The sequence below is a fragment of the Saccharospirillum mangrovi genome, from assembly GCF_003367315.1.
Classification (GTDB): domain Bacteria; phylum Pseudomonadota; class Gammaproteobacteria; order Pseudomonadales; family Natronospirillaceae; genus Saccharospirillum; species Saccharospirillum mangrovi.
Map to the genome: position 1 here is coordinate 2,654,621 of NZ_CP031415.1, position 13,814 is coordinate 2,668,434.

Sequence of the window (13,814 nt, forward strand, 5' to 3'; positions counted from 1 at the left end):
AACTCAGATTTCGTCTTCGTCCATGGCGTCGTCCAGACGCCGTGGCAAGACCAGCACCACTTCCGTACCCGAGCCGGTATCGTTCACTTCCAGATAGCCCTGCAACATCTGCGCAAGACGACGCGCCACCACGAACGACAAACCCGGACCCACGTCTGCGCCCTGATCCATGATGCGGGTGTACGCCGATACCGACGACGCCAGTTGCTCGGCATCCAGACGACGACCGCGCGCGGTTAACGTTACCCGCAACGCATCGCCCAGCTCGGCATCGATGTAACCGATCAAATGCACATCGATGGTGGATTCGCGGTTCATCCGCACCAGTGCCTGAATCGCCCGGGTCAGCAGGTTGTGCAGCCAGTTGACGTCAGACACCAACGGCAGTTGATCTTCCTGATGTTCCAGTTTGACTTTGACATCGCGTGAACGGCCGTAGCGGTTCCATTCATCCAGGAAACGTTCGACCAGATTGAGGAAGTTGACGTCTTCGTGCCGCGGCACTTCCGACTTCAATTCCAGTCGCGCCAGGGCGCGCAAATCTTCGGCGTAACGCTGCATCAATTCGGCGCGTTCTTTGATGCGATCGCTCGCTTTGGCATCGTCCGACGACGCCAATGTCAGCACTTCGTCCATGGCGGTGTTCAGTGCCGAGGCCATGCTGTCGAGCGCCTGATCTTTTTCCTGCGCCGAGGTCAGTACCAGACGGCGCAGATCGGCGCTCTGTTTGGATTCGTATTCGTAGCGATCAATTTCCAGGTGACTTTCCTGCAGCGAACGGCGCACCCGGCTGAGTTCTTTGAAGGCATCTGTCAGTTGTGTCTGACCGCGATTCAATGCCGCCAGCGACGCCGCACCAGCCAACAAAACCAGCGCCAGCAAAATCAATAACGGTTGGGTTTCCAGCGTATTCAGACCGAAAAAAAGGAGACCAATTAAACAGGCTCCCCAAAGAATCAAGGTGACCACCCAGAGGATGGCGTACTGCGAGGCTCGAATCACACGTGTCTCCTTACAGGTGGCTCTTTGGCACACCCCAGGTCTATCGAAGTGCGACAGTTTGCCATCTTTTTGTCGGATAAATAACTGTCTGATCGGTCGAACCCGTGAATAAGACGCACAAGTCTTGAGGCCGTTTTTCCGCAGTGACGGCCGATTGTGTTTGCACAGCCTTGCGCCTAAACTTGGCGCGCATAATCTGACCATTTGGACAACTAAATGACAGACCTTGCCCAACAAGCCCGTCAGACGTTAACGCTGATGGACCTGACCAGTCTGAACGACAGCGACACCGACGCCGTTATCACCCAATTGTGCGACGCCGCCCGCACCGACTTCGGCAGCCCGGCTGCTGTTTGCGTGTATCCGGCTTTTATTGCCACCGCGCGCAAAGCGCTGGCGCAGTCGGGCCTGACCGTGGTCCGTGTCGCCACCGTCACCAACTTCCCCGATGGCAGCACCAACATCGACCGCGCCGTGCGTGAAACGCGCGACGCCGTAGCCGCCGGTGCACACGAAGTCGATGTGGTGTTGCCCTACCGCGCCTTGATGGCTGGCGACAGCGACACCCCGGCCGAACTGGTGCGTGCCTGCAAAGCCGCCTGCGGCAACGCTGTGCAACTGAAAGTCATCATTGAAAGCGGCGAATTGAAGAGCGCGGATCTGATTCGTCAGGCGAGCGACATCAGCATCGCCGCCGGCGCCGACTTCATTAAAACCAGCACCGGCAAAGTGGCGGTCAACGCCACGCTGGAAGCGGCTGACATCATGCTGAACGCCATTGCTGACAGCGGCAAAGACGTCGGTTTCAAAGCCGCCGGTGGCATTCGCACCACCGCCGAAGCGGCGCAATATCTGGCGCTGGCCGAACGCATTTTCGGCGCCGACTGGATAACGCCCGAGCATTTCCGTTTCGGCGCATCCAGCTTGCTCAACGATGTCCTGGCGACGCTGAACGGCACTGCGCCGTCAACGTCTTCGAGCGGTTACTGAGATGCCGCTGCCGCAGGAAATCATCCGCCGTAAACGCGACGGCCAGACGCTGAGCGACGACGACATTCGCTGGTTCGTGCGCGGCATCAAGGACGAATCAATCAGCGAAGGCCAGGTGGGTGCCTTTGCGATGGCGGTCTATTTCAACGGCCTGACGCTGGCCGAACGCGTCGCCCTGACCACCGCCATGCGCGATTCCGGCACGGTGTTGCGCTGGGATTTACCCGGCCCGGTGCTGGACAAACATTCCACTGGCGGCGTCGGCGATGTCGTCAGTTTAATGCTCGGCCCGATGGTCGCTGCCTGCGGCGGCTACGTGCCGATGATTTCCGGCCGTGGCCTCGGCCACACCGGCGGCACACTCGATAAACTGGACAGCATTCCCGGCTACAACCCCTTCCCGTCCAACACCGTGCTCGAACAAACCGTGCGCGAGCTGGGCGTGGCGATAATCGGCCAGACCGGCGATCTGGCCCCGGCCGACCGGCGCTTTTATGGCATCCGCGATGTCACCGCCACGGTGGAAAGCATCGATCTGATTACCGCCTCGATTCTGTCGAAAAAACTCGCCGAGGGTTTGGATGCGTTGGTGATGGACGTCAAAGTCGGCAGTGGCGCTTTTATGCCGACTGCCGAACTGAGCGAGCAACTGGCGCAGAGCATCGTCGCTGTGGCCGAAGGCGCGGGCGTACGCACCACCGCCTTGTTGACCGACATGAATCAGGTATTGGCGCGCTCAGCCGGTAATGCCGTGGAAGTGCGCGAAGCGGTCGAGTATTTAACCGGCGGCCCGCGCGATGCTGCTTTGCACGAAGTCACGCTGGCGCTGGGCGCGGAAATGCTGCTCAGCGGTGGGCTGGCGGATTCGCTGGACGACGCACGCGCCCGCTTGCAGCAATCGCTCGATAACGGCCAGGCCGCCGAACGCTTCGCCAAGATGATTGCGGCGCTCGGCGGGCCGGTGGATTTTCTGGAAAAAGCCGATGAAACTCTGCCCGTCGCCCCCATCATCCAGACCATCAAGGCACCGCAGTCCGGCTATGTTCAACCGCTGACGGTGCGCGATATCGGCCTGGCGGTGGTGGCTTTGGGCGGCGGCCGCACCCGTGCCGATCAACGCATCGATGCCGCCGTGGGTCTGACTGACATCGTCAAACCCGGTACTTATATTGAAGCGGGCGAACCGTTAGCGGTCGCCCATTTGCGCAGCGAGGCGCAATTCGCCGAACTGCAACAGCGGCTGATCGCCGCCATGCCGATTGCGGATCGGCCGGCTGACGCTCTGAGCGTTATCCATCAACGACTCGCGCACTGAGGAGCACGACTATGACACGCGCCATCGTTCTGGTTCTGGATTCATTTGGCATTGGCGCCAGCGCCGATGCCGACCGCTTCGGCGATGTCGGCGCCAACACCCTGGGCCATATCGCCCAATGGTGCGCCGAAGGCAAAGCCGACAAAGGCCGCGCCGGCCCGCTAACGTTGCCCAATCTGACCCGGCTGGGTTTGATTCAGGCCGCGACCGACAGCGCCGGCGGCCAGGTGCCGGCTGGCATGCAAACCGGCGCCGCTTTCAGTGGCAGCTTTGGTTACGCACGGGAGTTGTCGAGCGGTAAAGACACACCCAGCGGCCACTGGGAAATCGCCGGCGTGCCGGTGCTGTACGACTGGGGTTACTTCACAGACGAAGACCATTCTTTCCCGCAGTCGCTGCTGGACGATCTGATCGAACGTTGCCAACTGCCTGGCGTGCTGGGCAACTGCCACGCCTCGGGCACCGACATCATCAAACAGTTGGGCGAAGAGCATTGCGCCACCGGCAAACCCATCGTCTACACCTCGGCCGACAGCGTGTTTCAAATTGCCTGCCACGAAGAAACCTTCGGTTTGGATCGGTTGATGGAAGTGTGCGAAGTGGCGCGCGAACTGGTCGATGAATACAACATCGGCCGCGTTATCGCCCGCCCGTTCGTTGGCGACAGCGCCGACACCTTCGTCCGCACCGGCAACCGCCGCGATCTGGCGGTACCGCCGCCGAGCCCGACCGTGCTGCAAAAGCTGACCGAAACCGGCGGCGAAGTGATTTCCATCGGCAAGATTGCCGACATCTACGCCCACACCGGCATCAGCCGCAAAATCAAAGCCACCGGTTTGGATGCGTTGTTCGACGCAACCTTGAACGAAGTCGAAGCCGCGCCGGAACGCAGCCTGGTGTTCACTAACTTCGTCGATTTCGATTCGTCTTACGGCCACCGCCGCGATGTCGCCGGTTACGCCGCGGCGCTGGAACGCTTCGACCAGCGCCTGCCGGAGTTGCTGGCGTCCATGCGCGACGACGACATTCTGGTAATGACCGCCGACCACGGTTGCGACCCAACCTGGCCAGGCACCGACCACACCCGCGAACACATTCCGGTGCTGGTATACGGCAAGAACCTGCAAGCGGTGAATCTGGGCGAACGCGGCACCTTTGCCGACATCGGCCAGACGCTGGCGGACTATTTCCAACTGCCGGCCATGGACTATGGCACCAGCTTTCTGGATCGACTGGTGGCCTGAACGGCCGCGTAAAAAGGGGAGCCAAGGCTCCCTTTTTTTTGCTTCGCCGTTTTAACGTCAGGCCAGGCGACGCACCGGCTGGGTGAGATCGCGATCCAGATAATCGCCAATCGCCCGCGCTGTGGCGACCTTGTCTTCGATGTGGAAGAAGTGGTCACAGCCGGGCAATAACTCGACCTCGACCTGCTCAAACTGCCTCTCCTGCGCCAACATCCAGGCCGGATCGGTAAAGGTATCGGCCTCGCCATCGAGCAGCAGCGTCGGATGGTCGGTAAACGGCGGGATCGACTTCATCAGCAGTAAACGCCGGGTGTTTTCCCGGAAACGCTCGTACACCGACTCATCCCGGTCGGCCAGCATGGTCAACAGGCGCTGGCGCAGCAATTGGCGCTTGGCCGCATTCGGCAAGGTGATCGCCAACTGCGCAAACAGTTCGGCAAACGCCTGGTTTTCGCCGTGTTCAAGCAGGTTCAGGCACAGCCAGAGGCCGCGCTCCGTTGCCGCTGGGAACGGGCTGGTACCGGCCAGAATGATGCGCCGGACCGATTGCGGAAAACGCGCGGCGACATCGAGCGCAAACAAGCCGCCGTAGCTGCAACCAATCAAATCGAACCGGCCAATATCGAGGTGCTCAACCACCAGTCCGACGCTCGCCGCTATGGTGCCGGTCGGCACCGTTCGCGGCACTACTGGCGTATCGCCAAAGCCGGGCATCTCGATAATCACCACCTGGCGGTGGGCGTAGATCTGGCGCAACGTACGTTCGACGTTCTCGCAGGTCTGAAACGCACCGCCCAGATAGACCAGCGGCAAACGACCGCCCTGCCGGTCGCCCAAAATCAGATAGCGGGCCTGAAGGCCCTCTCCTGCAGTCAGAGTGCGGATATGATCAATCATGGAACTCACCTTCCTATCAATTTTACGTTGAATGAAAGGAGCACTGCCGGCATCCCTTGAGTCCCTATGAGGCAATGCTGCTTAAGGCCAATCCGGCCCTGGTTTCAGCATACGGTCCTGCCCAAGGGAGTGAAGTGGGCCACAGTTGGAAGGCGCACATCCGTCCGCCCCGGTGAGGTTTTGGCAATAAAAAGCACTAAAGGGCGCCTAAACGCCCGCTAAAAGACAAGAAAGTCAGAGAAGGAATTTACAGAAGGATCAGCGCGCCAGACGCTGACGAACGGCTTCGAACAGGCTGATGCCAGCGGCCACCGACACATTCAGACTGCTGACCTGGCCGGCCATGGGAATCATGAACAAGCCATCGCAGGTGTCGCGCGTTAACCGCCGTAAGCCGGTGCCTTCGGCACCGAGGACTAAGGCGGTCGGGGCGGCGAAATCGCTTTGGTAGATTGAGGCCGTGGCTTCACCGGCGGCACCCTGTATCCAGATACCGCGCTTTTTCAATTGCTCCAGCGTGCGCGCCAGATTGGTGACGACCACGAACGGCACGGTATCGGCCGCGCCACTGGCAATTTTGACCGCCGTCGGCGTCAGGCTGGCGGATTTGTCTTTCGGCACGATGACGGCATCGGCGCCGGCGGCATCGGCTGAACGCAGACAGGCGCCAATGTTGTGCGGGTCGGTGACGCCATCAAGCACCAGCAATAACGCCGGCTTGTTGAGGCCGTCCAGCAATTGCTCCAGCCCGCCTTCGTCCAGCACGGGCGCGGCCAGCATTTGCACCAGCACGCCCTGATGGCGTGCGTCGCCCAACTGTTGTTGATGCACCAGCCGCTCGAAGGCGTCGCGTTCCAGCCAACGGAATTTGATGCCAGCGGCGCGCGCTTCATCGAGCACCGCCTGAATGCGTTTGTCCTGGCGGCCTTTCAGCAACACCAGTTCGCGCACCCGATCGGCCTGATTCTGCAACGCGCTTTGGCAAGCGTGCAGGCCGTAAACCCATTGAACGTCAGACATTCACTGCCATTCCTTAAAAGCCTTAAGAACGCCGCTTGCGTTTGCGATTGCCCGCCGCCGCGCCGGATTTTTTGCCACCCGGCTTCTTACCGCCAGTCGTTTTGCTGTCGGCTTTTTTGCCGCTGCTTTTGGCCGAAGCGGACTTTTTCTTACCCGCAGCTGGCCCTGGGTGTTTGACCTTACGCACTTCGGCATCGACCAGTTCAAAGTCGATTTTGCGGTCATCCAGATCGACGCGGGTAACGCGCACAGTGAGGCGGTCTCCCAGGCCGTAACTGATGCGAGTGCGCTCGCCGATCAAGCGATGCGCCGCTTCGTCGAGCTGGTAGTAATCGCTTTGCAGCGACGACACGTGCACCAGACCATCGACATACACATCGTCCAATTGCACGAACAAACCGAAGTTGGTGACCGACGACACCGAGCCGGTGAATTCATCGCCGACGTGGTCGCTCATGTATTCGCATTTGAGCCAGGCGACGACGTCCCAGGTGGCTTCGTCGGCGCGACGCTCGGTCATCGAGCAATGCTCGCCGAGTTCCAGCATGGCGGCGTAGTCGTACGGGTAAATCGACTGCGGCTCGAGCTTGGTCGCGCCTTTGACGCGTTCGACCAGCGCCGTGCGTTTGCCCGAACGAATCACCGAACGGATGGCGCGGTGCACCAGCAAATCCGGGTAACGCCGAATCGGCGAGGTGAAGTGGGTGTAGGCTTCGAACGCCAGACCGAAATGGCCGATGTTGTCGGGCTGATACACCGCCTGATTCATCGAGCGCAGCATCATGGTCTGGATCAGATTGAAGTCTTCACGCCCGGAAATGGAGGCGAGTAATTTCTGATAATCGCGGGCATGTGGTTTTTCACCGCCGGACAAATCCAGCGCCAGCTGACCCAGGTAGTTGCGCAGGTTTTCCAGACGCTCGGCGGCCGGAACATCGTGCACCCGGTACAGGCAGGGAATCTCGAGTTTCTGCAGGAAGTCAGCCGCACAAACGTTGGCTGAGAGCATGCATTCTTCGACCAGACGATGGGCGTCGTTGCGCTCGCTCGGCACGATGCGTTCGATCTTGCGTTCGTCGTTGAAGACGATACGCGTCTCGGTGGTCTCAAAATCGATGGCACCGCGTTGCTGACGCTGGAAGCGGAACAGCTTGAACAGTTCGCGCAGGGTGGTGATGTTTTTCAGCACCGCCGGGCCGTGGTCGCGTTCCAGTTCGGCGCGCGCTTCGGTGGCGGTGGCCGGGTCCAGCGCTGGCCCGACCTTGGAATAGGTCAGGCGGGCGTGCGAATGAATCAGGCCTTCCATAAAGCGGTACGACTGAATCTCGCCGCGCGCGCTGACCGTCATGGCGCAGACCAGCGTCAATCGATCGAGGTGCGGGTTCAGCGAACACAGGCCGTTGGACAACACTTCCGGCAGCATCGGAATCACTTGCTCGGGGAAGTACACCGAAGTACCGCGCGAGCGCGCTTCGACGTCGAGCGGCGAGCCGACTTCGACGTAATGCGATACGTCGGCAATGGCGACGTACAAGGTCCAGCCGCCGCCTTTGATCGGCTCGGCAAAGATGGCGTCGTCGAAATCGCGCGCGGTTTCGTCGTCGATGGTGACGAAGGCTTTATCGCGCAGATCAACGCGGTGCACTTTGTCGGCGTCATCGACCGATTCATTCAGGCCGGTGATTTCTTCTTCGACTTCATACGGCCAGGTGTGCGGAATATCGTAAGTGCGCAGCGCAATGTCGATCTCCATGCCCGGGTCCATGTGCTGGCCCAGCACTTCGCTGACTTTGCCGACTGGCTGACGGCGGATTTGCGGTTGCTCAACGATGCTGACGACAACCACATCGCCATCTTGAGCGCCGGCTTCATCACCCGGCGGAATCAGAATGTCGTGACTGATGCGGCGGTTTTCCGGCAACACGCGACCAAAGCCGCCTTCGTTGACGTAACGGCCGACCAGATCCTGAGTGTTGTGTTCCAGCACTTCGGTGATGATGGCTTCGATGCGGCCGCGGTGATCGCGTTTGCCTTTGCGCGCCAGCACCACATCGCCATCGAAACAGCAGCGCATCTGCCGATGCGTCAGCACGTAATCTTTGCCGCCCTGTTCGGGAATCAGAAAACCAAAACCGTCCGGATGGCCCTGCACCCGGCCTTTGACCAGATCCATTTTGTCGATCAGGCCGAAGGCGCCTTTGCGCGAACACAGCAATTGGCCGTCGCGCACCATGGCGATCAATCGACGGCGCAGCGCTTCGACGTTATCGGGATCGGACAGACCCAGTTCGGCGCACAGTTCCGGATGTGTAGCCGGACCCTGGCGTTGTTCCAGATGAGCGTGGATGAATTCCCGGCTGGGAATGGGGTTGTCGTACTTGGCAGCTTCCCGCTCGTGATGCGGGTCAGCGTGAGAATCTCGACTGATAGGAAAATGTCCTTACAAAAAATGAATGGGTGGCCGCGTTGAATTATAACGCAGTGCCACCCGCTTGCTGTGCGCGGTTACTGAATGTCGAACGAGTGCCGCAACACAATGGTTTCGGTCCGGTCCGGCCCGGTGGAAACGATGTCGATGGGCGCGCCAATCGCCTTTTCCAGATAGGCGATGTAATTGCGCGCTTCCACCGGCAAGTCGTCCAGCGAACGGGCGCCAACGGTTGATTGCTGCCAGCCTGGCAGTTCTTCGTACACTGGCGTGACTTTTTCGAAGGCTTCAGCGGATGCCGGCCATTCGACGGCCTGGCCGTTTTCGTCCTGATAACCGGTGCAGACTTTGACGGTCTTGAGGTTATCGAGCACGTCCAGCTTGGTCAGGCAGATGGCGTTGATCGAGTTGATGCGAATGGAGTGACGCACCAGCACCGCATCGAACCAACCACAGCGACGCGGCCGGCCGGTGGTGGTGCCAAACTCGTTGCCTTGCTTGGCTAGGTGTTTGCCATCGTCATCGAACAGTTCAGTCGGGAACGGACCGGAACCCACGCGCGTGGTGTAGGCCTTGGTGATGCCCATAATCTGATCCAGATACAGCGGGCCGACGCCAGAACCGGTGGCTACGCCACCGGCGGTGGTGTTCGAAGAAGTCACGTACGGATAGGTGCCGTGGTCGATGTCGAGCAGCGAGCCCTGCGCGCCTTCGAACATGATGTCGCCGCCCGCTTCGCGAATGGCGTGCACTTTGGAAACGGTGTCGGTCATCATGTCGCGGATTTTTTCCGCCTGTTCGCGCGTCTCTTTCAAGGTCTGCTGAACATCGATGGCCGGTTCGCCGTAATAGCCGGTGAGCGCGAAGTTGTGGTAGTCCATCAACTCGGTCAGCTTGGCTTCGAAATCGTCCTGGAATACATCGCCCAGACGCACACCGCGACGGCTGACTTTGTCTTCATAAGCCGGGCCGATGCCACGACCTGTGGTGCCGATCTTGGCGTTGCCACGGCGTTTTTCCCGTGCCTGATCCAGCGCACTGTGCACTGGCAGAATCAGCGGACAGCCCTGGCTGATCGACAGCCGTTCACGCACCGGCACGCCACGCTCTTCGAGCATGGCCATTTCTTTCAACAGCGCTTCGATGGACAACACCACACCGTTGCCAATGATGCAGCTGACGCCTTGGCGCAGAATGCCCGACGGAATCAGGTGCAGCGCGGTTTTGACGCCATCGATCACCAGCGTATGGCCAGCGTTATGGCCGCCCTGAAAACGCACCACTGCGGCGGCTTTTTCGGTCAGCAGATCGACGATCTTGCCCTTGCCCTCGTCACCCCATTGTGTGCCGAGTACGACAACGTTTTTGCCCATCGTTAGTTTGCCTGTTGCTTGGTTAGAGGTTGCACGGTCCAGCGGTCACCCTGCTGCACCAGTTCGCGATTGCAATTCAGTTCGTCCAGATTCGTCTGGTCGCTGAACAATTGAATGACGCGTTCGCCCTGCGCACGCAGCTCCATGATGGCGGCGTCCAGACCGGCCGGGCCGGCCGCCGGTGCCAGAATGGCCGCGGCTTCGTGCCACTGACCGGTAGTCTGGCTGGCGAGAATTTTCAGGTCGCTGGAGAATCCGGTAGCCGGACGCGAGCGGCCGAACACCTTGCCGGTGGCATCGTAGCGGCCGCCTTTGGCGACCGGCTGGCCGAAGCCCGGCACGAACGCCGAGAACACCAGGCCGGTGTGATAGTTGTAGTCACGCAGTTCGGCCAGATCGAGGTGAATACGCAAATCGGCGAAGCGTTCACTCAACAAACGGGCGATGCCTTCGAGTGTGTCCAACGCTTCGAATACCGTGTCCGGTGCGCCCGCGAAGACGCGGCGCCAATCGGCCAGGGTGTCGATGCTGCCGTGACATTCCGGCAGCGCTGCGAGCCAACCTTTGTATTGATCGTTCAGTTCAACCCTGGCGAGCCAGGCGCGCAAATCGGGCAAAGCGCGGCGGCGCAGCAATTCGAACAGTTCAGCCTGGGCATCAGCGCTTAAGCCGGCACTTTCAACCAGGGCGCGATAAATGCCAATGTGGCCCAGATCCAAAGAGACATCCGCCAGGCCAGCTTTGGTCAGCGACGCCAACATCAGTGAGACGATTTCGACATCGCTTTCGCTGCCGTAATAGCCATAGAGTTCGGCACCAATCTGAATCGGGCTGCGGCTGGACAACAGATGCGTGGAACGAGCGTGCAGGATGTCGCTGGAATAGCAGTAACGCGACACGCCCTGGCGCGGCATGGAGTGCGCATCCATGCGGGCGACTTGCTGGGTTTTATCTGCCGACAAACCCATCAGGCGACCGGTAGCCTGGTCGGTAAGCTTGTAAGTGAGCAAATCCAGATCGTGGCCGACGCCGGTGAGCAGGGATTCCAGGTATTCGGCGTTCGGCGGTATGACGAGGTCGTACCCCCAGGCGCGGTATTCGTCTAGCAACAGGCGGCGAAGCGCCTCGATGCGTGCAGCTTCCGGCGGCAGAATTTCTTCGATGCCGTCCGGCAGCAACCAGCGTTCAGCGATGGTCATGCCAGGACACTATTCCGTTTTGCGATCTGCGTTTAAAGAACCCCAGGATGGTCATTTTTCGATCCAAAACCATTCATTGGGCACAAAAAAACCGGGCAAGGAGCCCGGTTAACGAATTCTACACTTAGGACGGGAAACCCCCAAAAGATTTTTCATCATTTAAGCGTCCGGCGTCTCCCGTCCAGCGTTTAGCACGGCGTCAATTGACGCCGTTTTGGTCACGCATAAAGCGGAAGAAATCGCTTTGCGGATCCAGCAGCATCAGATCGCCACCATCGTTAAAGCTTTCGCGGTACGCCTGCAGGCTGCGGTAGAACGAGTAGAAATCTTCGTTCTGACCGTAAGCGCGGGCGTAGATGCGTGCTGCTTCACCGTCGCCTTCACCGCGCAGCTGTTCGGCTTCGCGGAAGGCTTCGGCCAGAATCACCGTGCGCTGACGGTCGGCCGAGGCGCGAATTTCTTCGGCCTGACGTTCACCGTTGGAACGGAAACGGCGCGCTTCCTGTTCGCGGTCGGAACGCATCCGGCTGAATACATCCTGCGACACTTCCTGCGGCAGATCGATGGCCTTGATACGAATGTCGATGACTTCGATGCCCAGGCCGTCGGCAAACTGGTTGATCTGCTGCGTGGTCTGACGCATCAGCCGATCACGTTCACCTTCGTCCTCAATGCGACCGCCGGTTGACAACGGTTCTTCCTGGCCGCGACCCGATACCACTTCACGCAAGGTGCGCAAACCAAAGGCATCACGCAGGCCAGAGTTGATGCGGCTTTCCAGAATGGAATTGGCGCGGAACATGTCACCACCACTGGTGGCGGTGTAGTAGTCACGCACGTTGTCGATGCGCCATTGAATGTAGGCGTCGACTTCCAGACCTTTCTGCTCGCTGGTGATAAAGCGTTCCGGATCGGTATCGAGGGTGATGATGCGGCGATCGAACTTGCGCACTTCCTCAATAAACGGAATTTTCAGGTGCAGGCCCGGCGGCAAATCCGCCTGAACGACTTCACCGAATTTCAATTTGATGGCGCGCTCTTTCTCGGTCACCACGTACAAACTCTGGATACCGAGAAACACCAACAGGGCGAGCGCGACCAGAACCAGTGCATTACGATTGCTCATTGTCTCGCTCCTCAGTTGTTGCCGCGCCGACGATCCAGCTCACCCAGAATCTGATCGGTCAGATTCCGGATTTCGCTGCTCGACAGGTTGTTGATGTCGCTGCCACCGCCGTTACCGCCGCCGCTGGCACTGCTGCTGCCAGTCGCGTTGCGACGCAACTGATCCAACGGCAGATACATCAGGTTGTTGCCGTTCTCGACATCAACCAGCACCTTGGAGGCGTTCTCGTAAATACCGGACAGCGTTTCCAGATAGAGACGCTGACGCGTGACGTCTGGCGCTTCGTTGTACGCCGCCAGAATGTCGGTAAAACGATCGGCTTCACCCGTGGCGCGGGCGACCACTTCTTCTTTATACGCCTGAGCTTCTTCCAGTTGCCGGCGCGCATTACCTTCAGCGACGGGCAGAATCTGGTTGGCGTAAGCCTGGGCTTCGTTGATCAGGCGTTGTTCGTCTTCACGCGCCTTGATCACGTCATCAAAGGCTTCCTGAACCGCCGACGGCGGCGAGGTGTCGTTGATGTTCAACTGCGCCAGTTCAATACCGACGTTGTAGGAATCCAGGTAGTTCTGCAGCCGTTCACGCACGGCAACCTGAATGGCGTCACGACCGACGGTCAACGCCTGTTCCAGCGTCGCACTGCCCATGACGTGGCGCAGCGCCGATTCAGCCGCGTTCGCCAACGACGTTTCCGGCTGACGCACATTGAGTGCGAAATCGCGCGCGTTTACGGCGCGGTATTCGACCGTCATGGTGACCGAGACGATATTTTCATCGCCGGTCAACATGCTGGACTGATGCCGGTAGGACCGTACTTCGGTGACGTTCACCTTCTGATCGATGGCATCAATGAACGGCACTTTGAAGTGCAGCCCCGGTGTTTCCAGCGCGTGGAATTTACCCAGACGCAACACCACGGCGCGTTCAGATTCATCGACGGTATAGATGGAATCGTAAGCGGCGTAAGCGATCACCAGCACGACGAGAATGCCGATAATGGCACCCAGGCTACCGGCCGATCCGCCACCTTTATTGGAGCCACCGCCCTTATTGCCTTTGCCGCCGCCGAGCCATTTGCTCAGCTTTTCGTTGAATTGTTTGAACAGTTCATCCAGGTCCGGCGGACCGTCATTGTTGCCACGACGGCGACGGTTCCCCCAGGGATCCTGATCGTTGTTATTGCCATTTGGTGGTTCATTCCACGCCATGGTCGTCTCCGT

11 protein-coding genes are annotated in these 13,814 nt (G+C 59.6%); 3 read left to right on the forward strand and 8 right to left on the reverse strand.

The features are described 5' to 3' along the window. Positions 1-3 precede the first annotated feature (3 nt). Positions 4-1,002, reverse strand: a complete 999-nt coding sequence (locus DW349_RS12690) for a sensor histidine kinase (RefSeq protein ID WP_157954303.1) — start codon at positions 1,000-1,002, stop codon at positions 4-6. Positions 1,003-1,218: 216 nt separating this feature from the next. Between DW349_RS12690 and deoC the strand changes: the two genes are divergently transcribed. Genes deoC through DW349_RS12705 form a run of 3 tightly spaced genes read left to right on the forward strand, consistent with a single transcriptional unit; the run spans position 1,219 to position 4,551 of the window. Continuing rightward, positions 1,219-1,992, forward strand: coding sequence for a deoxyribose-phosphate aldolase (gene deoC / locus DW349_RS12695; RefSeq protein ID WP_108124964.1), 774 nt, complete (start codon positions 1,219-1,221; stop codon positions 1,990-1,992). 1 nt (position 1,993) lies between these two features. Next, positions 1,994-3,307, forward strand: coding sequence for a thymidine phosphorylase (deoA, locus tag DW349_RS12700; RefSeq protein ID WP_108124963.1), 1,314 nt, complete (start codon positions 1,994-1,996; stop codon positions 3,305-3,307). An 11-nt stretch (positions 3,308-3,318) separates the two neighbouring features. Further along, on the forward strand, positions 3,319-4,551 hold the full coding sequence (locus DW349_RS12705; RefSeq protein ID WP_108124962.1) for a phosphopentomutase: 1,233 nt from the start codon (positions 3,319-3,321) through the stop codon (positions 4,549-4,551). A 57-nt stretch (positions 4,552-4,608) separates the two neighbouring features. Here the strand turns inward: DW349_RS12705 and DW349_RS12710 are convergent, their stop codons facing one another. The 7 genes from DW349_RS12710 to hflK form a co-directional block, all read right to left on the reverse strand. Then, positions 4,609-5,448 (reverse strand): alpha/beta fold hydrolase, encoded by an 840-nt coding sequence (locus DW349_RS12710; RefSeq protein WP_108124961.1) that lies wholly within the window; start codon positions 5,446-5,448, stop codon positions 4,609-4,611. A 258-nt stretch (positions 5,449-5,706) separates the two neighbouring features. Beyond that, on the reverse strand, positions 5,707-6,468 hold the full coding sequence (rlmB, locus tag DW349_RS12715) for a 23S rRNA (guanosine(2251)-2'-O)-methyltransferase RlmB (RefSeq protein ID WP_108124960.1): 762 nt from the start codon (positions 6,466-6,468) through the stop codon (positions 5,707-5,709). Positions 6,469-6,490: 22 nt separating this feature from the next. Then, positions 6,491-8,896 carry a ribonuclease R gene (rnr, locus tag DW349_RS12720; protein ID WP_108124959.1) on the reverse strand — a complete coding sequence of 802 codons (2,406 nt, stop codon included), beginning with the start codon at positions 8,894-8,896 and terminating at the stop codon, positions 6,491-6,493. Positions 8,897-8,973: 77 nt separating this feature from the next. Then, positions 8,974-10,269, reverse strand: coding sequence for an adenylosuccinate synthase (locus DW349_RS12725; RefSeq protein WP_108124958.1), 1,296 nt, complete (start codon positions 10,267-10,269; stop codon positions 8,974-8,976). Positions 10,270-10,271: 2 nt separating this feature from the next. Continuing rightward, positions 10,272-11,468: an ATP phosphoribosyltransferase regulatory subunit gene (locus DW349_RS12730; RefSeq protein WP_108124957.1), complete on the reverse strand. Its 1,197-nt coding sequence runs from the start codon at positions 11,466-11,468 to the stop codon at positions 10,272-10,274. A gap of 199 nt (positions 11,469-11,667) precedes the next feature. Further along, positions 11,668-12,594 carry a protease modulator HflC gene (hflC, locus tag DW349_RS12735; RefSeq protein ID WP_108124956.1) on the reverse strand — a complete coding sequence of 309 codons (927 nt, stop codon included), beginning with the start codon at positions 12,592-12,594 and terminating at the stop codon, positions 11,668-11,670. Between the two features lie 11 nt (positions 12,595-12,605). After that, positions 12,606-13,802, reverse strand: a complete 1,197-nt coding sequence (hflK, locus tag DW349_RS12740; protein WP_108124955.1) for an FtsH protease activity modulator HflK — start codon at positions 13,800-13,802, stop codon at positions 12,606-12,608. Positions 13,803-13,814: the final 12 nt, after the last annotated feature.

Bases quoted from the DNA above. Each gene is read 5' to 3' on its own strand.
- deoC (WP_108124964.1), top strand. From the start codon at position 1,219: ATGACAGACCTTGCCCAACAAGCCCGTCAGACGTTAACGCTGATGGAC.
- deoA (WP_108124963.1), top strand. From the start codon at position 1,994: ATGCCGCTGCCGCAGGAAATCATCCGCCGTAAACGCGACGGCCAGACG.
- DW349_RS12705 (WP_108124962.1), top strand. From the start codon at position 3,319: ATGACACGCGCCATCGTTCTGGTTCTGGATTCATTTGGCATTGGCGCC.
- DW349_RS12710 (WP_108124961.1), bottom strand. From the start codon at position 5,448: ATGATTGATCATATCCGCACTCTGACTGCAGGAGAGGGCCTTCAGGCC.
- rlmB (WP_108124960.1), bottom strand. From the start codon at position 6,468: ATGTCTGACGTTCAATGGGTTTACGGCCTGCACGCTTGCCAAAGCGCG.
- DW349_RS12725 (WP_108124958.1), bottom strand. From the start codon at position 10,269: ATGGGCAAAAACGTTGTCGTACTCGGCACACAATGGGGTGACGAGGGC.
- DW349_RS12730 (WP_108124957.1), bottom strand. From the start codon at position 11,468: ATGACCATCGCTGAACGCTGGTTGCTGCCGGACGGCATCGAAGAAATT.
- hflC (WP_108124956.1), bottom strand. From the start codon at position 12,594: ATGAGCAATCGTAATGCACTGGTTCTGGTCGCGCTCGCCCTGTTGGTG.
- hflK (WP_108124955.1), bottom strand. From the start codon at position 13,802: ATGGCGTGGAATGAACCACCAAATGGCAATAACAACGATCAGGATCCC.